Genomic DNA, 20,102 nt, shown 5'->3' on the forward strand with positions numbered 1-20,102 from the left:
CATGGTCGGGCCTGACCCGACCATCCATGCTCCGGGCACGCCGGTGGATCCTCGGCTCAGGGCCGAGGATGACGTCGCGGGTGTGGGGAAACCTGTCAGCAAAATGCCGCCCGGAGGCGGCATTTTCGAGATCGATCAGGCCTGTTCGAAGGCACCGTGGCAGTGTTTGTATTTTTTGCCCGAGCCGCAGGGGCAGGCCTCGTTGCGCGAGACGCGGCCCCAGGTCGCCGGATCGTTCGGATCGCGGTTTTCCGGCGCGACGGCAACGGCCATGAAGCCGCCGCCATTGCCTTCGCCGAAATCGTCCTCGCCGGTCGTGCCGTCGATGTGGTGGCCTTCCATTTCCGGCAGGGCCGGTGCAGGTCCGTCGGCAGCCTGGCGCACCAGCTCGACGCGCATCAGCTGCGCGGTCACCGTCTGGCGCAGGTTCGCCAGCAGCGCCTGGAAAAGTTCGAAGGCTTCCGCCTTGTATTCCTGCAACGGATCACGCTGGGCATAACCGCGGAAGCCGATGACGGAACGCAGGTGGTCGAGGTTGACGATGTGCTCGCGCCACAGGAGGTCCAGCGTCTGGAGCAGCACCGAGCGCTCGACATAGGTCATGATTTCCGGGCCGAAACGGTCGGCGCGGGCCTGCGCGGCCTCGTCGACGGTCGTCTTCAGGCGCTCCAGGATGTCCTTCTCGTCGATGCCTTCCTCGGCCGCCCAGGCGTCGATCGGCAGGTCGAGATTGAGCTGTTCGAGCACGCCGGCCTTCAGGCCCGCGACGTTCCACTGCTCCGCATAGGCATTTTCCGGAATGTTCAGGCGGACGAGGTTTTCCACCACTTCGTGGCGCATGTCGGCGACGATGTCCGACAGGCTTTCGCTGTCCATCAGTTCGATGCGCTGCTCGAAGATCACCTTGCGCTGGTCGTTCAGCACGTCGTCATATTTCAGCAGGTTCTTGCGGATGTCGAAGTTGCGCGCCTCGACCTTCTTCTGCGCCCGCTCCAGAGCCTTGTTGATCCAGGGATGGACGATCGCCTCGCCCTCCTTGAGACCGAGCTTCTGCAGCATGGAATCCATGCGCTCGGAGCCGAAGATGCGCATCAGGTCGTCCTGAAGCGACAGGAAGAACTTCGAACGGCCCGGGTCGCCCTGGCGGCCGGAACGGCCGCGCAACTGGTTGTCGATGCGGCGGCTTTCGTGGCGCTCGGTGGCGAGAACGTAAAGGCCGCCGCCGGCAAGCGCCTGCTCTTTCAGCTTCTTCACCTCGGCGATGATCGCCTCGCGCTTGGCATCGCGCTCCGGACCCGGCTCCATTTCGGCGAGATCCCGCTCCAGGCGCATTTCGAGGTTGCCGCCGAGCTGGATGTCGGTGCCGCGGCCGGCCATGTTGGTGGCGATCGTCACGGCACCGGGAACGCCAGCCTGCGAAACGATATAGGCTTCCTGCTCGTGGTAGCGGGCATTCAGCACCTGGAAATCCTGGAAGCCCGCCATCTTGAGGCGCTCGGCGAGATATTCCGACTTCTCGATCGAGGTTGTGCCGACGAGGACCGGCTGGCCCTTTTCGCGCGCGTCCTTGATCTCCTGGATGATCGCCTTGTACTTCTCCTCGACGGTCCGGTAGACCTCGTCGTCTTCGTCGAGGCGCTTGATCGGCAGGTTGGTCGGCACTTCCACGACGTCGAGGCCGTAGATGTTGCCGAATTCCTCGGCTTCCGTCGAAGCCGTACCCGTCATGCCGCCGAGCTTGGAATACATGCGGAAATAATTCTGGAAGGTGATCGAGGCCAGCGTCTGGTTTTCCGGCTGGATCGTCACCTTTTCCTTGGCTTCGAGCGCCTGGTGCTGGCCTTCCGAATAACGGCGGCCCGGCATCATGCGGCCGGTGAATTCGTCTATGATGACGATCTCGTCGTTGCGGACGATGTAATCCTTGTCGCGGGTGAAGAGCTTGTGGGCCTTCAGCGCGTTGTTGATGTGGTGGACGATCGCGACGTTCTCGACGTCATAGAGCGATTCGCCCTTGAGAAGCCCGGCCTGGCGCAGCAGGTTTTCGAGCTTTTCCGTGCCGACTTCGGAGAAATTGGCGGAGCGCTGCTTCTCGTCGATCTCGTAGTCCGCCTCGTCCAGCATCGGGATGAAGGCGTCGATCGTCGTGTAGAGGTCGGAGCGGTCGTCGAGCGGGCCGGAAATGATCAGCGGCGTGCGCGCTTCGTCGACCAGGATCGAGTCGACTTCGTCGACGATTGCGAAGAAGTGGCCGCGCTGCACCATCTGGCTGCGCTCGTACTTCATGTTGTCGCGCAGATAATCGAAGCCGAGTTCGTTGTTCGTCGCGTAGGTGATATCGCTGCCATAGGCGGCGCGGCGCTGGTCGTCGTCGAGGCCGTGCATGATGACGCCCGTCGAAAGGCCCAGGAAGCCGTAGATCTTGCCCATCATCGCGCTGTCGCGCGTGGCGAGATAGTCGTTGACGGTGACGACATGCACGCCCTTGCCGGCGAGCGCGTTGAGGTAGACGGGCAGCGTCGCCACCAGCGTCTTGCCTTCACCGGTCTTCATTTCGGCGATCGATTTTTCATGCAGGATCATGCCGCCGACGAGCTGGACGTCGAAAGGACGCAGCCCCAGGACGCGCAGCGCCGCCTCGCGGGCGACCGCGAAGGCCGGCACCAGGAGGTCGTCGAGTGTCTTGCCCGCGGCAAGCTGCTCGCGGAATTCCACGGTCTTTGCCCGCAGCGCCTCGTCGGAGAGCGCCTTCATCTCCGGTTCGAGCGCATTGATGGCGTCAACGCGGGGCTTGTAGGAGCGGATGCGGCGATCGTTCGAGGAACCGAACAACTTGCGGGCTATGCCGCCGAGGCTGACCATCAGGATGGTCCTTTCTTCATGGGCGCCCGGCGCGTGACAGGTCGCACGATATTTGCGCGCAAAGCGTTGAGACGCCCGGAAACTGTTCTGGACGCGGGATTGCGTGACAGATAAGAGGGGGGTCGAATGATGTCAACGGCTCAGGCGGTTGCACAACTGCCACATTCTGGTGGTGTTGAGCCGACTGGCACCGGATATCGGCCCGATTCCGGCGAGGATGTGAAAGGTCTCTTCGAAATGTTCAAGTACAGCAAGCTCGCAGCAGTCGCCCTTATCGCGATTGCCGCCGCAAGCACCAGCGTCCGCGCACAGGATGCGGCGGCCGATCCGGTCGTCGCCAAGGTCGGCGCGCTCGAGATCCACGAATCGGAGCTGAAGCTCGCGATCGCCGGCCTCGACCCGCAGCTCGCCAACCTGCCGGACGAGCAGAAGCGCGTCGCAGCCCTCTCCTCCATCATCGACGTGAAGCTGCTGGCAGCGGATGCCGACAAGGAAGGCCTCCAGAACGACGCCGACTTCAAGCAGCGCCTCGCTTTCCTCACCGATCGCGAATTGCACAACGCCTATTTCAAGAAGCACGTCGTCGATGCCGTCACCCCGGAAGAGGTGAAGGCGCGCTACGACAAGGAAGTCGCCGCGATTACGCCGGAAGACGAGATCCGCGCCCGCCACATCCTCGTCAAGACCGAGGACGAGGCCAAGGCCGTCATCGCCGAGCTCGATGCCGGCAAGGATTTCGTCGAGATCGCCAAGGCGAAGTCGACCGACCCGAATAAATCCGAAGGCGGCGACCTTGGCTATTTCGCCAAGGGCCGCATGGTTCCGGAATTCGAAACGGCCGCCTTCGCGCTGGAAAAGGGCGCCTATTCCAAGGTCCCGGTAAAGACCCAGTTCGGCTTCCACGTCATCAAGATCGAGGACAAGCGCCAGCAGCAGCCCCCGGCGCTCGACCAGGTCGAAGCCCAGGTTCGTCAGCTCGTCATGCGCGACAAGTATCTGGCACTTCTGGAAAAGGCGAAGGCCGCGGCCCCCGTCGACATCCAGGACCCGGCACTGAAGACCGCCTATGACGCGGTCAACAAGCCGGAAGCAGCAGGCGAAGGCGAAGCAGCGCCGGCAACCGAAGGCCAGCAGTAAGATCGACAATGGCCCGGCTTTTTTTTGCCGGGCCTCTTCTTGAGGCAGGAAAACAGCATGTCCGGTTCCATCTCCCCGCTCGCCCCGAAAACCTATGCCGAAATGCCGCCGGTCGGTGGCGTGCGCATGGCGACCGCCGCCGCCGGGATCAAATACAAGAACCGCACCGACGTGCTGATGATGATCTTCGATCGCCCCGCAGCGGTCGCCGGCGTCTTCACCCGCTCCAAATGCCCCTCGGCGCCGGTCGATTTCTGCCGCGCCAATCTGCCGGGCGGCGTCGCCCGCGCCGTGGTCGTCAATTCCGGCAATGCGAACGCCTTCACCGGCCGCAAGGGCCGCGAATCGACCAAAATGACAGCGGAAGCCGCCGCCAAGGCCATCGGTTGCAGTGAAAGCGAGGTTTTCCTCGCCTCGACCGGTGTGATCGGCGAACCGCTCGACGCCACGAAATTCTCCGGCGTGCTCGACAGCCTCGGGACCTCCGCCACGGAAGACTTCTGGTTCGAAGCCGCCAAGGCGATCATGACGACGGATACCTATCCGAAGGTCGCGACCCGCACCGCGAACCTCGGCGGCGTCACCGTCCGCATCAACGGCATCGCCAAGGGCGCCGGTATGATCGCGCCCGACATGGCGACCATGCTCTCCTTCGTCGTCACGGATGCGAACATCCCGCCCCCGGTGCTGCAATCGCTGCTCTCGGCCGGCGTCGGCCCGACCTTCAATTCCGTCACGGTCGACAGCGACACCTCGACCTCCGACACCTTGATGCTTTTTGCGACCGGTGCGGCCGAAGGCCAAGCGCCGGTGACGGCGGACGATGCTTCGCTCGATGGATTCCGCGCCGCCCTCAACGATCTCCTGCGTGACCTGGCTCTCCAGGTCGTGCGCGACGGTGAAGGTGCGCGCAAGATGGTGGAAGTCACCGTCGAAGGCGCCGAAAACGATGACGCCGCCAAGCGCATTGCCCTGTCGATCGCCAATTCGCCGCTGGTCAAGACCGCGGTGGCCGGCGAGGACGCCAATTGGGGCCGCATCGTCATGGCCGTCGGCAAGTCCGGCGAGATGGCCGACCGCGACCGCCTCGCCATCTGGTTCGGCGACGTGCGCGTCGCCGTCGACGGCGAACGCGATCCAGCCTATTCCGAAGAGGCGACCACCGCCGTCATGGAGCGCCAGGATATTCCGGTGCGTGTCGAGATCGGCCTCGGCAATGGCAAGGCGACGGTCTGGACCTGCGACCTCACCAAGGAATATGTCGAAATCAACGGCGACTATCGTAGCTGAGGCCCGGAGCGCGTGACCCCTTCCGGACAAGCGACGACAAGCGATCTCCCCAAAGTCCGCCGGCTGGAAGCCGTCGGGTTTCGCGCCTGGCCCGCGGCCTCCGTCATCTATGACGGCAGCTGGCTTTGCCGCCTGACCGCCGGCCATCCCTCGCGCCGGCTGAATTCGGTGAACCCGCTCGATCCGTCCGACACGCGCGATATCGATATCCGCCTGCAGAAGGCAGCAAAACGCTTTGCCGATTACGGCCGCCCGTTGCTGGTGCGCCAGACGCCGCTGACCCCGCCGAAACTCGTCGCCTTCATGGACGAGGCGGGCTGGGTGGATGACGGCCGCACCATCGTCATGATGGCGGACCTCGCCACCCTGATCCGCGACGAAGGCCTCGACCACCTGCCGAGCCGCGACGTCGGCCGTTTCGTCGATGCCCGCATCCGCGTGGCCGGCGACGACCCCGCGCTGAAACCCGGCCTCACCGAGATCATCAACGCCATCAAGCCGGAAACCGGCCTCTTCATCTTCGAGGAGCCGGATTTCGGCCCGACGGCGGTGACGATCGCCGTGCACGACAACGATCTCGTCGGCATCCTCCAGCTTGGCGTTGCGGAAGAACGGCGCGGCCAGGGCACCGGCACCGCCATCCTGCACGCGAGCCTGCGCTGGGCGAAGCTCAAGGGTGCGCGCCACGCCTGGGTGCAGGTCGAGGCCGACAATGCGGCGGCCATCGCACTTTACCGCCGTACCGGTTTCCACGACGTCTACCAGTACAGCTACCGGGGGCCGCAAGCGGCATGAACGAGACCATCGCAAAGCCCCGCCGCATCCTGCTCGTTGCCGCCTGCGCGCTGGTCGATGCCGATGGCCGCATCCTTCTGGCACAGCGGCCGGAGGGCAAATCGCTTGCCGGCCTGTGGGAGTTTCCGGGCGGCAAGGTCGAGCCGGGCGAGACGCCCGAGGAGACGCTGATCCGCGAGCTCGACGAGGAACTCGGCATCCAGACGAAAGTCGCCTGCCTGGCACCACTGACCTTCGCCAGCCACACCTATGACGACTTCCACCTGCTGATGCCGCTCTACATCTGCCGCCGCTTCGAGGGCACGGCCCATGGCCGCGAGGGACAGGCGATCAAGTGGGTGCGCGCGAAGGCGTTGCGCGATTATCCGATGCCGCCGGCCGACGAACCGCTCATCCCCTTCCTGATGGACCTTCTTTGAGAAGTTTGGCTTTGAGGGGTTCGGCAGGAATTTACCCTGCATTTTTCGCGTCTCGTTAAGCAATCGTTTAGCACCGTCGTTCAAAGATTGAGCTTAACGTTGCAATGAATGCCTACGAGACTCAGAGATGCGTGACGAAGACTTCTGGAAAGCCGTTCAGGAGAAGGATTACACGCCGGCCGGAGATACCCGGACCGGTGCGTTGAACCTTGCTCTGCTGTTCGGCACGGCCGTCATAGCGCTTGCGCTGGTCCTTACCCCCGTGCTGTCGGCGAAGACCGACAAGCGCATGATGGCAAACGTGCCGGACGAATTCGATATGATCTCGACGGGATCGATCCCGTCGGAAGGCGGCAAGCGCTATACCGTGCGCCGCAGCGTGCTTCAGGAAATGCCGGGCGCCGTCTGCATCGTCAATGGCAATGGCCAGGGCAACGGCTGCTGAACCGGACACACACGGGGGTGGGAATGGTGCTGAGACTGCTGAAATCATTCTACTCCGATCGCGACGGCGCCACCGCCGTCGAATACGGCCTGTTGCTGGCGCTGATCTCGCTTGGCCTGCTGGCAGGCCTGGAAACCTTCACCGATGGCTTGGCAAAAACTTTCGGCGCCATAACGAACAGTGTGGATTCCGCCGGAACGAAATAGGCCGGATCAGCTCCCGCCGCCCTGCTTCAGTGCATCGGCAAGCCGCATCGTCGCTGAACCCGGCTTCAGCGGCTTCTGCTGGCTTTCGTGCGGTGCCCAGCCCGAGACGTAGATGACCGAAAAGGTCGCGCGGATGCGCCCGTCCGGATCCGAAAAACGCTCCGCATAAAGCTCCGCCGCGCGAAGCAGCATGCCGCGTGTCAGCGGCCGGCGGCTGCGGCCGGAAAGCGGATTGGCCATGCCCATCGCCCGCAGGTCCCGCATCAGCGGAAAGATCGAATCGTAGCGGACCGTATAGGCCTCCTTGTCCGTCACCGGCAGCGCGAAGCCGCCGCGCTGGAGCAGCGCACCGACATCCCGCACATCCGGAAAGGGAATGACCCGCGGGCTCGCCCCACCCGAAATCTCGCTTTCCGCCGCCAGCAGCACCTCGCGCAACTCCTGCAACGTGCCGCTGCCGGGGATCGCGGCTAGGAACAGCCCGTCCGGCTTCAGCGCCCGGCGGATCTGCACGAAGACGCCCGGCGTGTCATTGGTGAGGTGCAGCGAAAGCGGCGAGACGATGAGGTTCACCGATTGCGGTTCCAGCGGCACCGTTTCGAGCGGCGCCACCGTCAGCGTCTCGCCGGGTGCAGCAAACCGCGCATCGCTTTCGATCCGCTCGACGGCGTTCACCTTGCCCGTCTCCGCGATCGCCCGCGCGGTGGCACCGGTATGGCCATGCAGCTCGACGGCCCGCTCGAAGCGGCGGTCAATGACGCTGAGGCGCTCCGCAAGCTCCCGCGCCACCACGTCGAGCAGGAAATCCGCGGGGGTGCCGCGCAGTGCCCGCAGCCGGTTGGTGTCAATCAGGGCGTGGTCGAAGAGCGTTTCCATGGCAAGATCCCGTTCGGAATTCATGTCGCTTTGGCCAGTAAGACCGACTATTGTCAACCGCATGGGCGAAATCGAGGCCGAGGCATTGCCGGCAATCCCGCTCCGGCAGGGCATTGCCCGCCGGCTGCGCGGCCTTGGCCGTGCCGCCCTCGACATCGTCTACCCGCCGGCCTGCCCCGGCTGCGACAGGCTTCTCGGCAGCCGCGCCAGCCTCTGCCCGCAATGCTGGTCGAAACTCGGCTTCATCGAGCGCCCCTATTGCGAAGTGCTCGGCACGCCGTTTACTCACGATCTCGGCCCCGGTATCCTCAGCGCCGACGCCATCGCCACCCCGCCGCCCTTCGACCGGCTGCGCTCCGTGGCGCTCTATGACGACCTCGCCCGCGTGCTCGTGCATTCGCTGAAATATCGCGACCGCACGGATCTGGCCCCCATGATGGCGCAATGGATGCTGCGCGCCGGCGACGGCACGGTGCAGGCGGCAGACGTCATCCTGCCCGTTCCCCTGCACCGCTTCCGCCTGATCTGGCGCAAGTTCAACCAGGCGGCGGAACTCGCCCGCGCGCTCGGCCGGCTTTCGGAAAAACCCGTGCTGATCGACGCCGTGCGCCGCACGAAACGCACCCGCCGCCAGATCGGCCTCGGCCCCCGGGCGCGCGAGGAAAACGTGCGCGGCGCCTTCACCGTGACGCCGGCCGGCCGCGAGGCACTGTTCGGCCGGCGCGTCGTGCTCGTCGACGATGTCTATACGACCGGCGCCACCGTTGCCGCCGTCACTCGCACGCTGAAGCGCGCCGGTGTCAGCGACATTACCGTTTTGACCTTTGCAAGGGCCCTTCCCGGACCTATATGAAAAGGACGAATTTCCAAGTCTTGGAGCAGGTAAGCATGGCTTCGGTCGTTATTTATACGCGTCAATTCTGCGGCTATTGCAGCGCCGCCAAGAAACTTCTCGAGACCAAGGGCGTGAGCTTCGAAGAGCATGACGCGACCTATGCGCCGGATGTGCGCCAGGAGATGATCAAGCGCGCCAACGGCCGCACCACCTTCCCGCAGATCTTCATCAACGAGCGCCATGTCGGCGGCTGCGATGACCTGCAGGCGCTGGAGCGCGCCGGCGAACTCGACGCCCTGCTGGCGGCCTGAGGAGAACCCCATGACCGTCACGATCGCCGCCCTCCAGATGTGCTCCGGGACCGACCCCGTCCGCAACGTGGAGACGATGCGGCGCCTCGTGCGCGAGGCGGCCGCCAAGGGGGCCGTCTATGTCCAGACCCCGGAAATGACCGGCGCCCTCCAGCGCGATCGCGAAGGGCTCAGGGCGATCCTGCGGTCCGAAGCCGACGACCTCGTGGTCGCCGCCGCGGCGGAACTCGCAAAGGAACTCGGCATCCACGTACATGTCGGCTCGGCGGCCATTGCGCTTGCCGACGGCAAGGTCGCCAACCGCGGCTTCCTCTTCGGCCCCGATGGCGCGCAGGTCTGCACCTACGACAAGATCCACATGTTCGACGTCGACCTCGACAACGGCGAAAGCTGGCGCGAGAGCGCGGTCTATTCGCCGGGCGCCGTCGCCCGCATGGCGGACCTGCCCTTCGCCAAGCTCGGCTTTACCATCTGCTACGACGTGCGCTTTCCGGAACTCTTCAAGATCCAGGCCCAGGCCGGCGCGGAAATCATCTCCGTCCCCGCCGCCTTCACCCGCCAGACGGGCGAAGCGCATTGGGAAACGCTGCTGCGCGCCCGCGCCATCGAGAACGGCGTCTATATCATCGCCGCCGCCCAGGCAGGCGTGCATGAGGACGGCCGCGAGACCTTCGGCCATTCGATGATCATCGACCCCTGGGGCCGCGTGCTCGCCTCTGCCGGCGGCACGGGCGAGGCCATCGTGCTTGCCGAGATCGACCCCGCCGCCGTCAAATCCGCGCACCAGAAGATCCCCAACCTGCGCAATGGTCGCGCCTTCACGCTCGAAGTGGCAGGCGAACCCGCGAAGGGGGGCGTTGCCGCTTGATCCGCTACGAGCTTTCCTGTGACAACGGGCACACCTTCGAAGGGTGGTTCGGCTCGGCGGACGATTTCGACCGCCAGCAGAAGATGGCGCTCGTCTCCTGTCCGACCTGCGGCTCGGCCCATGTCGCCAAGCGCCTGATGGCGCCCTCCGTCTCCACCGCCCGCAAGAGGAAGCGCCGCCAGGAGCTCGTCGTGCAGGCCGGCCAGAAGGAGATGATGGGCAAGCTCCGCGAGATCGTCACCGCGATCCGTGCCAATTCGGAAGATGTCGGCGAGCGCTTCCCCGAGGAAGCGCGGAAAATCCACTACGGCGAGACCGAACAGCGCGGCCTGATCGGCCGGGCCTCCGCCGAAGAGGTGCGCGACCTGCTGGAGGAGGGCGTCGAAGTGGCACCCCTTCCCGTCCTGCCCGACGAAACGAACTGATCAGGCGGACGCTCGCCGCGCGACCATCATGTAGTTCACGTCCATGTCCTTCGAGAGATTCCACTGGTTGGTGAGCGGGTTGAAGAACACGCCGGTGCGGTCCGTCACCGTCAGCCCCGATGCATTGAGCGGCTTCTCGATCTCTTCCGGGCGCACCAGCTTTTCATATTGATGCGTGCCGCGCGGCAACCAGCGCAGCACGTTTTCCGCGGCGAAGATCGCCAGTGCGGCCGCCTTCATCGTGCGGTTGATCGTGGCGACGAACATCACGCCGCCGGGGCGCACCATCGAGGCGCAGGTGGTGAGGAAGAACTCGACATCTGAGACATGCTCGACCACTTCCATGTTAAGCACGACATCGAAGGTCTCGCCCGCTTCCGCCAGCGCTTCGGCCGTCACCGCGCGGTAATCGACGGGAACACCGCTGCCGGCCGCATGCGCCTTGGCAATGCCGATGTTCTTTTCCGAAGCATCGGCGCCCAGCACCTCCGCCCCCATGCGCGCCATCGGCTCGGAGAGCAGGCCGCCGCCGCAGCCGATGTCGAGGATGCGCAGGCCTTCGAGCGGGCGATGCGCCTTCGGGTCGCGGCCGAACTGGGCGGAGACGAGATCGCGGATATAGGTGAGGCGGACCGGATTGAACTTGTGCAACGGCCGGAACTTGCCGTTCGGATCCCACCATTCCGCGGCCATCGCCGAAAACCGGTCGACTTCCGCCTGGTCGATCGTCGTGCGGGCTGCCTCGCTCATGGCTCGTCTCCTTCGCGTCCGTATCCCCGTGAAGTCGGCCTCCACGGGGAATATGTCAAGGGGGCGAAGTGAAGCGGCTCAGGGAAGCCGCGTCGCCTTGAGCCGCTCCTCGTCGAGCACGATGCCGAGGCCCGGCGCCTCGCCGAGCTTGAGCCAGCCGTTCTCGTGGCGCAGTGGTGTCGCGAGCGGATAGTCGCGGCGCGCCTCGCTCCATTCCGGCGTGTCATAGGGATATTCGAGGAAGGGCGCGTCCCCCGCACCCGCCGTCAGATGCGCATTGGCGAGCACGCCGATGCCGTTCGTCCAGGAGTGCGGCGTGAAGGTGACGCCCGCCTCGCGCGCCTGGAAGGCGAGCCGCCGGCAGCCGGTAATGCCGCCGACCAGCGCCACGTCCGGCTGGATCACGTCGAAGGCGCGCTCTTCGATGATATCGCGGAACTCGTAGAGTTCGCGCGTCATCTCGCCGCCGGCAATGCGGATATCCGTCGCCTCCTTCAGCGCCTTCATGCCCTTACGGTCGGAGCGGTGCAGCGGCTCCTCCATCCAGTAGATACCGAGCCGCTCCAGCTCGCGCGCCACGACCAGCGCGTCCTTGAACGTCCAGGGCAGCGTCGTATCCCAGGGCATGCGCCAACCCTGGTTGCAGTCGACCATCAGCTCCAGTCGGTCGCCGACGCGCGCACGGATCGCCTCCAGCGCCTTCACGTCGTCGCGCCAGCCATTGCGGCCGCCGGCAGACGACGAGAAGCGGACCTTCATCGCCGGAAAACCCTCCTCGATATAGCGCTCCGCCTGGTCCGCCATGGCGGAGGGCTCGCGCAGCACGCCCGAGGAGGCGTAGAGCCGCACACGATCCGCCCGGCCGCCCAGCATGCGCCAGACCGGCTCGCCGGTCACCTTGCCGGCAAGGTCCCAGAGTGCGAGATCGAGCGGCCAGCAGCGGCCGTAGTGGAAATTGATATGCGACAGCACCTCGTAGTGCCGTTCGAGATGGCGCGGGTCCTGGCCGATGAACAGGTCCTCGTGCCCCTCGAACCCCTTCATCAGGTCGCCGGAGCCGATGCCCTCGCGGCCCTCGTCATCGCTCACGCGCACGATCGTCGCGTCGAAATGCCGGCGCGGCCGGCCGTCCCAGCTTGCCTTGAACGGCGGATCGAGCGGCAGCCGGTGATGGCTGATCCCGATGGATACGATCTTGCTCATGCGCCCCTCCCCTTCAAAACGTTAGCCGAACTGCTGCCAGATCGTCTTGTAATCGCAATATTTGTCGATCGCATGCACCGAGCGGTCGCGACCGAAGCCGGATTGCTTGAAGCCGCCGAAGGGCGTGGCGAAATTCGACATGTCGTAGGTGTTGATCCAGACCGTACCGGCATGGATCGCCTCGGAGAAGCGGTGCGCCCGGTCCATGTCGCGGGTGAAGACGGCGCCGGCCAGCCCGTAGATCGTGTCGTTGGCGATGGTGAGGGCCTCTTCCTCGGTGTCGAAGGCAATCGCCGCCAGCACCGGCCCAAAGATCTCCTGCCGCGCGATGCGCATGTCATTCGTCACATCGGTGATGACGCCCGGCGAGACGTAATAGCCGCCGGTCTCCGACAATACCCGCTCCGCCCCAAAGACGCGGCGCCCGCCATCTTTCTCGCCCGTGGCGATCAGGCCCAACACCTTGTCCATGTGCTCCACCTCGATCAGCGCACCGATCTGTGCGGAGGGCTCGAAAGGGTGCGCCAGCGCGATCTCGCGCTTCACAACGGCCTCGATCTTCTCGATCAACTTGTCCTGCACCGAACGCTGCACAACGAGGCGGGTGGCGGCGTGGCAGGTCTCGCCGGAATTGTAGAAACAGCCCCAGGCGGCGGCACTGGCGGCCGCATCGAGATCGGCATCCTCGAAGACGACGAGCGGCGACTTGCCGCCGAGTTCCAGCGCCACGCGCTTGAGGTTCGATTGGGCCGCATAGCCCATGATCAGCTTGCCGACCTCGGTCGAGCCGGTGAAGGCGACCATGTCGACATCCATGTGTAGCGCCAGCGGCTTTCCCACTTCCTCGCCAAAACCGGTAATGATATTGAAGACGCCGGCGGGCAGGCCCGCCTCGATTGCCAGTTCCGCCAGCCGCAGCGCCGAAAGCGACGACTGTTCCGCCGGCTTCAGCACGACGGAATTGCCGGCCGCAATCGCCGGCCCGAGCTTCCAGGCGTCGATGATCATCGGATAGTTCCACGGCGTGATCGCCGCGATGACGCCGAGCGGCACCTTGCGCACCAGCGCGCGCGCCTTCGGTCCCGTCGGGGCGATCTCGTCATAGAGCTTGTCGACCATCTCACCGTAATACTGGATGCCCTCGGCGCAGAGCCGCACATCGACGCCAAGCGAGGCCTGCACAGGCTTGCCGACATCGAGCGTCTCCAGCAGCGCCAGCTCCTCGCCATGGGCACGGATCAGCTCCGCCCAGCGCAGCATGATCTTCTTCTTCTCGATCGGCTCCTTACCGCGCCACACGGCGCTGGCAAAGGCCTTGCGGGCGGAAGCGACCGCGAGATCGACATCCGCCACATCGCCGCGCGCCAGCACGGCGCCGGGCTGGCCATCCATCGGGCGCGTGCGGGTGAACGTCTTGCCGGAAGCGGCGGGCTGCACCTTGCCCTCGATGAAATGCCCCCGATCAAGCGATAGGCCGGCAAGGCGGTCTTCCCAATAGGCGCGGCTGAACTGTTCGGTCATATCGGGTCCTCAGAGCGTCTTGGGCAGGGCCATCATTGCGGCCGCGAAGGTTTCGATATCGGCGTCGGAAATCTCGCGCACCGTCGAGCGGCGCATTGGCTGGTTTTCCGGCGCGCGCATTTCGCGGGCGAGATCGGCGGTGGTGAAATCCGCAAAGGCTTTTGGCAGCGCGCGGACGATGCCGCAGCGGTCCATCAGGTCGCCAACAAAGCCCGGCAACATCGCCGCATCGGAGAGCCCGCAGGCCCGCGCCGCCGCCGCAAGATCCGCCGTGTCGGCCTCGACCAGCCAGGCGAGCGTGGCCTCGAAGCCGAGCGCCGTGGCAAGCCCGTGATGCACCGGCGCAAGGCCGGCAAGCGCATGGCTGATATTGTGGGCGATCGCCGTGCCGCAATTGTCGATGGCGACGCCGGCATAACACGAGCCGAGCAGCACCTTGCCGCGCGCTTCGATATCCGCCGGGTTCTTCACCGCCGTTTCCAGCGCTTCCGTCAACAGGCCGAGCGCCGCATGGGCATAGAGCGCCGCACCCGCATGGGCATTGCGGTTGGTCGCCGCCTCGAAGGCGTGCACGAAGGCATCGAGGCCGCACCAGGCGGTGAGGTTCGCCGGCAGCGTCACCGTCAGCGCCGGGTCAAGCAGCACGAGGTCCGCCTTGGTCTCCGGCCCCCAGATCCAGAGTTTCTTGCCCTGCGGCCCGGCAAAGATCGTCGTCGCCGAGGTTTCCGAGCCGGTGCCCGCTGTCGTCGGCACCATGATCTTCTTCAGGGGCGCCTTCGGCAATGGATTGGCGGCAAGCGCATAATGCATCGGGTCTTCGGAAGCAGCCGCCGCGCAGGCCGCGATCTTGGCAATATCCAGCGCCGACCCGCCGCCGAGGCCGACGACGAGATCCTTGCCGCGGGCCGCCGCCGTTGCGGCCTGCACATGCGCAAGCTTCGGCTCGCCGGCAAAGTCCGAATAGAAATCCGCGGCCACGCCTTCCGCGGCGAATTGCGCTGCCAGGCGTTCGCCAAGGCCGCTGTTGGCAAGGAAACCATCGATGACGACGAGCACCTTTTCCGCGCCGAGCGCGCGGGCGGAGGCGGCGATGGTGTCATGAGCCCCGTCGCCGAAGCGGATATCGGGCACGAAAGACGTAACGAACTTCACGGAAAATCCCCCAGACGATTTCCCGAACCGTGCATCACGATTTCAGATTTTCAAATCCTTGGATTTTTCGGGCTTTTTGATAACATCAGATCATGAAAGTCGGTCTGCTCGCCCATATCCCGCTGGAAGCCTTTCGCGTCTTCGACGCCGCCTGCCGGCACATGAACTTTTCCCGCGCCGGGCGCGAGCTCAACATCACGCAGGCCGCCGTCAGCCGCCGCATCAAGGGACTGGAAGACCATCTCGGCACGCAGCTCTTCGCCCGCGCCGGCAAGAACCTGTCGCTGACGCCGCGCGGCGAAAAGCTGTTCCAGCGCGTGCGCGCCTCGCTCGACTATCTCGAAGAGAGCCTCGAACCCTTCCGCACCGGCGCCGGCCAGAGCATCTCGCTTGCCGCCAGCGGCTCCGTCTCTCATCTTTGGCTCGGCCCGCGCCTGCGCGATTTCGCCCGCGACAATCCCGGCGTTTCCATTCGCCTCGTCACCGTCGACAGCCCCGCCGACCTCGCCTCGGAAAACAACGACCTCGTCATCCTCTATTCCGCCGGCGAGCACCCGCGCTGGAACCTGACGCCGCTTCTGGCCGAGGAACTGGCGCCAGTCGCGGCGCCCGGCTACATCGCCCGCAAGGGGCTCGATCCCGCCACGCTCGCCCCGGCCGATCTCGCCGGCCTCGACCTCATCGACTACGAGCGCTTCAACGCCAACTGGATTTCCTTCCGCCCCTGGCTGGAGCGCGTCGCGCCCGAAACCTTTCGGCGCCGGCCGCTGCCCCGGCCGCATCTCACCTTCTCCACCTATGCGCTGGCGATCGATGCCGCACGCAGCGGCGACGGGGTGGCGCTCGGCAGCCTCGATCTCATCGCCGCCGAGCTTGCCGCGGGCACCCTCGTGCAGCTCGGCGGGACGAGCCTCGTCACCGGCTACGGCTACCATCTCGGCCTGCCGAAATTTCGCACCGCGCCGCCGGAGGTGCTGATGCTGCATGAAAGCCTGCTGGCCTCGCGCAGCGCCGCGTGAGGCGCGCGCTGGGCCGCGCTTGCAGGCGTGCGCCTTGTGGCCTATCAGGAACGAAAGATCGGCCGTGGCCGGGGCCTGGCCCCCACCCGGCGGCCGCATCGACACGGGCAACGGCGCGGTTCGGCATGACGGAGCGGAAGCAAGGCAGATCCGGCTTGGTTGTCTTCGGGCTCTTCGCCATCGTGCTGCTCGGAGCGATCGGCGCGACCGTGCTCCTCGCCAACGATTACCGCAATCTCAACCTGCTGCTCGCCCGCTTCGGCTACGACCCGATAGAGGCCCAACCGCGCGAACGCGCGCTGCGCCCCTACGAGATGAAGGGCAACCGCATGCCGCGCCCCGAGGGTCTTATTTCCGAACGGCTGCTGACCCCCGTCACGCCCACGCAGACCCAGTTCGTGCGCACGATCCGCAAGGCGCCGGAAGCGCTCTGCGAGGCGCTGCGCCGCGGCGGCTTCGTCAATTCCGGCTGGAAGGCCGGCGTCTTCGACCAGCAGAGCTGGGAGTGCCAGTCCTACCGTGAATTCGCCCATGAGCGCGACGGGCCGAACCCGTCCTCCTCCGTCTTCCTGTCGATCAAGGGCAATGCCGAAACCCGCGTCTCCTCCTTCCGCCTCAAGCTGAATATCGAGAACCCGGCGACGCAAACCCAGGTGACCGATGCCGTCATCAATGCCATCGAGGTCTTTCTCGACGAGGTGCGCTGGGAAGAGGCCCCCGATATTTTCGAGAACATCCGGGCGCTCAAGGAGTTCGACATCATCCGCTTCGGCAACCGCATCCAGCTCAAGAAGGAATTCGGCGAAACGCCGCGCTACAATTTCACCATCAACCCGGACCGCACGCGTAACCGCGGCTCCTACCTGCCGGATTATTTCGACCGCAGCCGCTGGCTGCCGCTCGCGGAAAAAATGTGATGCACTTGCGAACAAGGCCGATGATCGCAGCCCTCCTCCTGCTGCTCGTCACCACCATGGCGGCAATGGCAGCGGAACTCCTGCCGGGTGCCGCCTCCGACGATCCGATCTGGACCGACAAGCCCGTGCGCGTCGACCGCAGCAAGCAGACCTATGAACGGCTGGCGGTCGAGCACATCATGACGCCGCTGCGCATCCCCGTCAGCAGCCGCGTCACCGTGCTCGACAGCACGTCCTTTCGCGATGGCGACCGGCTCTATGTGCTGACGAACGCGATCGCTGTCGATGCGAAACGGTTCTGCCGCGGCGAAGGTGGCGCCATCGCGGTGTGCGGCCAGAAGGCGCGGATCGTGCTGCGGCAGCTCGTCGCCAACCGCACGCTCTTCTGCGAGCAGGATTTCCGCATCGGCCCCGCCACCTTCCTCACCTGCACATCCGGCGGCAAGGATATCGCCCAGGCGCTGATCGCCGCCGGCGCGGCCTGGGCGGCGACGCCGGAAGGAGTGCCGGCGCAGCAGCAGGCGATGCAGAAGAAGGCCGGCATCTGGATCGATGCGGAATGCCGCGCGCTCGGCCGCTGCCCGCCCGTCAGGCGGCGTTAGAGTTTGTCAGGGAAAAGTGGGAACCGGTTTTCCCGATAAGACAAACGGAAACAAAAAGACATAGAGCCTGTGTGGTTCTGACTGAAGCACACAGGCTCTATGGATGCGCCACTTTGCCGGTTCCCGTCGGCCGCCTTCCCCGCTATGACGTCGAATATGAGCATTGCCCTACCCCCGCTGCGCCGCCGCCGTCTGACGCTTCCCGCCGACCAGCCGCTGATCTACGCGATCGGCGACGTGCACGGCTGCCACGATGCCGTGCTGGCACTGGAGGAGAAGATCCGCGCCGATGCCGCGGCCTATGCCGGCGTGCCGCCGCTGATCCTCTATCTGGGGGATTATGTCGACCGCGGACCGGCATCCAATGCGGTAATCGAGCATCTGGCGACGGAGCGCCATGCCGACGGCATCGAGCGCATCGCACTCTGCGGCAATCATGACGATACGTTCCTGAAATTCATCATCGACCCGCTGCAGCACCTGCGCTGGCTGGACTATGGCGGCGATGCGACGCTGCGCTCCTACGGCATCGACCTTGCGGACTATCGCTACGGCGAGCGCGGCATGCGGGCCCTCGGCGAGGCGCTTCGCCAGCGCGTGCCGCCACACCACATCGCCTTCCTGCAAGACCTGCCGATCGCGGCCTTGAGCGGCCGCCGGCTCTTCGTTCATGCCGGCATCCAGCCGGGCGTGCCCCTTCCGCAGCAGAAGGATTACGACATGATCTGGATCCGCGAACCGTTCCTCAGCGAAGGCCCCGGCCTGCCGATCACCGTCATCCACGGCCATACCGCAGGACCCGAGCCGGTCTTCGGCACGGACCGGATCTGCATCGACACCACCTGTTACGCGAGCGGCCGCCTGACGGCGCTGAAGGTGACGCCGGAAGGCGCCACGCTTCTCTGATCAGCCGCGGCCGAATTCGTCCTCGATGCGGATGATATCGTCCTCGCCGAGATAGGAGCCGGTCTGCACCTCGATCAGTTCGAGCAGGATCTTTCCGGGATTGGCAAGGCGATGCACCTCGCCCTGCGGGATGTAGACGGATTCGTTTTCGCGCAGCATGACCGTCTTGTCGCCGATCGTCACCTCCGCCGTGCCGCGCACCACGATCCAGTGTTCGGAGCGATGGTGGTGCTTTTGCAGCGAAAGCCGCTTGCCGGGTGTCACGAAGAGGCGCTTCACTTGGAAGCGCTCGCCGTTCAGCACGGACGTATAGCCACCCCAGGGGCGGTAGGAGGTCGGGTGCGTCTCCGTCAGCTTCGCCGTCTTCGGCAGCGCCGCGAGATGCTTCACCAGCTTGCCGACATTCTGGCTGTCTTCCATGCGGCCGACATAGACGGCGTCTTCGCTGGCGATGACGGCCACATTGTCGAGGCCCTGCACGGCGACATGGATATCACGCGAGATGACCAGCGAATTGCGCGTGTCGAGCACGGTCGTGCTGCCATCCGCGACGTTGCCGGCCTCGTCCTGCTTGCCGGTCTTCCAGACGGAATCCCAGCTTCCGAGGTCGGACCAGGTGATGGGCGACGGCACGACGGCGGCGATCGGCGTTTTCTCGAAGATCGCATAGTCGACGGAGATATCGGGCGCGCGCGAAAAGGCCCCCTCGTCGAGCCGTTCGAAATCGAGGTCGTGTTTCGCCTTCGCGACCGCTTCGCTCGCCGCATCCAGCACCTCCGGCGCATATTGCCGGAGCTCGCGCAGGAACAGGCCGACGGGCAGCATGAACATGCCGGAATTCCACAGATAGCCGCCTGCCGAAAGCATCTCCGCCGCCTTGTCGCGATCCGGCTTCTCGACGAAGCGACGCACGGCATTGGCGCCGTTGCCGAGGTCCTCGCCGATCTCGATATAGCCGTAGCCGGTCGCGGGCTCGCTGGGCGTGATGCCGAAGGTGACGAGGCGGCCGGCCTGTGCTGCGGCCCGTGCCCGGGCGATACAGTCGAAATAGACGTCGTTCGCATCGATCTCGTGGTCGGAGGCCAGCACCTGCATGACGGCGTCGTCGCCGTGGAGGCGCGCGATGAGCGTGGCGGCGGCGGCGAGCGCCGGCGCGGTGTTGCGCGCGACGGGCTCCAGCAGGATCGAGGTGAGCGGCGCATCCGCGGCGCGCGCCTGCTCGGCGACGAGGAAGCGGAAATCGCTGTTGGTCACGACGATCGCCGGCTCGTAGAGCGCGGTGTCGGAAACGCGCGCCAGCGTCTTCTGGAACAGCGTCGTCTCACCGAGGAATTCGAGGAACTGTTTTGGCGCGGAGGCGCGCGACAGGGGCCAGAGCCGCGTGCCCTTACCGCCAGCCATGATTACGGGTACGATCTTGCGGGTCATCATTCCTCGTCCTGATGCTGGAGCCAGCCATTTTGGGGCCACTCTCCATCCCTGCCGTAAAGAAACAGCAAAATCGGACGCCCGGCAGCCCCCGCCGATGAGCATTCTTGCTGATAAGGTAAAGAGACCCTGTTC

21 protein-coding genes are annotated in these 20,102 nt (G+C 65.3%); 14 read left to right on the top strand and 7 right to left on the bottom strand.

Translation table 11 applies throughout. The annotated features are described in order from the left end of the window. Window positions 1-135 precede the first annotated feature (135 nt). Window positions 136-2,862: a preprotein translocase subunit SecA gene (gene secA, locus GB927_RS22130; RefSeq protein WP_256119386.1), complete on the bottom strand. Its 2,727-nt coding sequence runs from the start codon at window positions 2,860-2,862 to the stop codon at window positions 136-138. A 237-nt stretch (window positions 2,863-3,099) separates the two neighbouring features. On the opposite strand from secA, the gene GB927_RS22135 reads away from it, so the two are divergent. From GB927_RS22135 to GB927_RS22160, 6 genes are all read left to right on the top strand, one after another. Beyond that, window positions 3,100-3,999 carry a peptidylprolyl isomerase gene (locus GB927_RS22135; protein ID WP_256119576.1) on the top strand — a complete coding sequence of 300 codons (900 nt, stop codon included), beginning with the start codon at window positions 3,100-3,102 and terminating at the stop codon, window positions 3,997-3,999. 57 nt (window positions 4,000-4,056) lie between these two features. Further along, the gene (argJ, locus tag GB927_RS22140; protein ID WP_256119387.1) at window positions 4,057-5,289 is read left to right on the top strand and encodes a bifunctional glutamate N-acetyltransferase/amino-acid acetyltransferase ArgJ; all 1,233 of its coding nucleotides are present in this window, start codon (window positions 4,057-4,059) and stop codon (window positions 5,287-5,289) included. 12 nt (window positions 5,290-5,301) lie between these two features. Next, complete coding sequence (locus tag GB927_RS22145) at window positions 5,302-6,084, top strand: GNAT family N-acetyltransferase (RefSeq protein WP_256119388.1); 783 nt, start codon at window positions 5,302-5,304, stop codon at window positions 6,082-6,084. Further along, the gene (gene mutT, locus GB927_RS22150) at window positions 6,081-6,503 is read left to right on the top strand and encodes an 8-oxo-dGTP diphosphatase MutT (protein ID WP_256119389.1); all 423 of its coding nucleotides are present in this window, start codon (window positions 6,081-6,083) and stop codon (window positions 6,501-6,503) included. The genes GB927_RS22145 and mutT overlap by 4 nt, the downstream gene beginning before the upstream one ends. A 127-nt stretch (window positions 6,504-6,630) precedes the next feature. After that, window positions 6,631-6,948, top strand: a complete 318-nt coding sequence (locus GB927_RS22155; RefSeq protein WP_256119390.1) for a hypothetical protein — start codon at window positions 6,631-6,633, stop codon at window positions 6,946-6,948. Between the two features lie 23 nt (window positions 6,949-6,971). Beyond that, the gene (locus GB927_RS22160; RefSeq protein ID WP_256119391.1) at window positions 6,972-7,154 is read left to right on the top strand and encodes a Flp family type IVb pilin; all 183 of its coding nucleotides are present in this window, start codon (window positions 6,972-6,974) and stop codon (window positions 7,152-7,154) included. A gap of 6 nt (window positions 7,155-7,160) precedes the next feature. Here GB927_RS22160 and GB927_RS22165 read toward each other — a convergent pair whose 3' ends face one another. Beyond that, on the bottom strand, window positions 7,161-8,030 hold the full coding sequence (locus tag GB927_RS22165) for a methyltransferase domain-containing protein (protein ID WP_256119392.1): 870 nt from the start codon (window positions 8,028-8,030) through the stop codon (window positions 7,161-7,163). Window positions 8,031-8,091: 61 nt separating this feature from the next. Between GB927_RS22165 and GB927_RS22170 the strand changes: the two genes are divergently transcribed. From GB927_RS22170 to GB927_RS22185, 4 genes are read left to right on the top strand one after another with little or no spacing between them, the layout of a single operon-like run. After that, window positions 8,092-8,883: a ComF family protein gene (locus GB927_RS22170; protein WP_256119577.1), complete on the top strand. Its 792-nt coding sequence runs from the start codon at window positions 8,092-8,094 to the stop codon at window positions 8,881-8,883. Between the two features lie 35 nt (window positions 8,884-8,918). Beyond that, window positions 8,919-9,176 carry a glutaredoxin 3 gene (grxC, locus tag GB927_RS22175; RefSeq protein WP_256119393.1) on the top strand — a complete coding sequence of 86 codons (258 nt, stop codon included), beginning with the start codon at window positions 8,919-8,921 and terminating at the stop codon, window positions 9,174-9,176. Window positions 9,177-9,186: 10 nt separating this feature from the next. Further along, entirely contained in the window at window positions 9,187-10,044 is an 858-nt protein-coding gene (locus tag GB927_RS22180) for a carbon-nitrogen hydrolase family protein (RefSeq protein ID WP_256119394.1), read from the top strand. Continuing rightward, window positions 10,041-10,469: a DUF1178 family protein gene (locus tag GB927_RS22185; RefSeq protein ID WP_256119395.1), complete on the top strand. Its 429-nt coding sequence runs from the start codon at window positions 10,041-10,043 to the stop codon at window positions 10,467-10,469. The genes GB927_RS22180 and GB927_RS22185 overlap by 4 nt, the downstream gene beginning before the upstream one ends. Here GB927_RS22185 and ubiG read toward each other — a convergent pair whose 3' ends face one another. From ubiG to GB927_RS22205, 4 genes are all read right to left on the bottom strand, one after another. Then, complete coding sequence (ubiG, locus tag GB927_RS22190; protein WP_256119396.1) at window positions 10,470-11,219, bottom strand: bifunctional 2-polyprenyl-6-hydroxyphenol methylase/3-demethylubiquinol 3-O-methyltransferase UbiG; 750 nt, start codon at window positions 11,217-11,219, stop codon at window positions 10,470-10,472. Between the two features lie 78 nt (window positions 11,220-11,297). Continuing rightward, window positions 11,298-12,422 (bottom strand): mandelate racemase/muconate lactonizing enzyme family protein, encoded by a 1,125-nt coding sequence (locus GB927_RS22195; RefSeq protein WP_256119397.1) that lies wholly within the window; start codon window positions 12,420-12,422, stop codon window positions 11,298-11,300. Between the two features lie 21 nt (window positions 12,423-12,443). Beyond that, window positions 12,444-13,943, bottom strand: a complete 1,500-nt coding sequence (locus GB927_RS22200) for an aldehyde dehydrogenase (RefSeq protein ID WP_256119398.1) — start codon at window positions 13,941-13,943, stop codon at window positions 12,444-12,446. A gap of 9 nt (window positions 13,944-13,952) precedes the next feature. Further along, on the bottom strand, window positions 13,953-15,095 hold the full coding sequence (locus GB927_RS22205) for an iron-containing alcohol dehydrogenase (protein ID WP_256119399.1): 1,143 nt from the start codon (window positions 15,093-15,095) through the stop codon (window positions 13,953-13,955). A 92-nt stretch (window positions 15,096-15,187) separates the two neighbouring features. On the opposite strand from GB927_RS22205, the gene GB927_RS22210 reads away from it, so the two are divergent. From GB927_RS22210 to GB927_RS22225, 4 genes are all read left to right on the top strand, one after another. Then, window positions 15,188-16,114 carry a LysR substrate-binding domain-containing protein gene (locus tag GB927_RS22210; RefSeq protein ID WP_256119400.1) on the top strand — a complete coding sequence of 309 codons (927 nt, stop codon included), beginning with the start codon at window positions 15,188-15,190 and terminating at the stop codon, window positions 16,112-16,114. Window positions 16,115-16,269: 155 nt separating this feature from the next. Further along, window positions 16,270-17,031, top strand: a complete 762-nt coding sequence (locus GB927_RS22215; protein WP_256119401.1) for a DUF6030 family protein — start codon at window positions 16,270-16,272, stop codon at window positions 17,029-17,031. 20 nt (window positions 17,032-17,051) lie between these two features. Next, window positions 17,052-17,633: a hypothetical protein gene (locus GB927_RS22220; protein WP_256119403.1), complete on the top strand. Its 582-nt coding sequence runs from the start codon at window positions 17,052-17,054 to the stop codon at window positions 17,631-17,633. A 156-nt stretch (window positions 17,634-17,789) separates the two neighbouring features. Then, window positions 17,790-18,539 (top strand): metallophosphoesterase family protein, encoded by a 750-nt coding sequence (locus tag GB927_RS22225; RefSeq protein WP_256119404.1) that lies wholly within the window; start codon window positions 17,790-17,792, stop codon window positions 18,537-18,539. Here GB927_RS22225 and GB927_RS22230 read toward each other — a convergent pair whose 3' ends face one another. Beyond that, complete coding sequence (locus GB927_RS22230; RefSeq protein ID WP_256119406.1) at window positions 18,540-19,967, bottom strand: mannose-1-phosphate guanylyltransferase/mannose-6-phosphate isomerase; 1,428 nt, start codon at window positions 19,965-19,967, stop codon at window positions 18,540-18,542. Window positions 19,968-20,102 lie beyond the last annotated feature (135 nt).

Source organism: Shinella lacus (genome assembly GCF_010994755.1).
Classification (GTDB): Bacteria; Pseudomonadota; Alphaproteobacteria; order Rhizobiales; family Rhizobiaceae; genus Shinella; species Shinella lacus.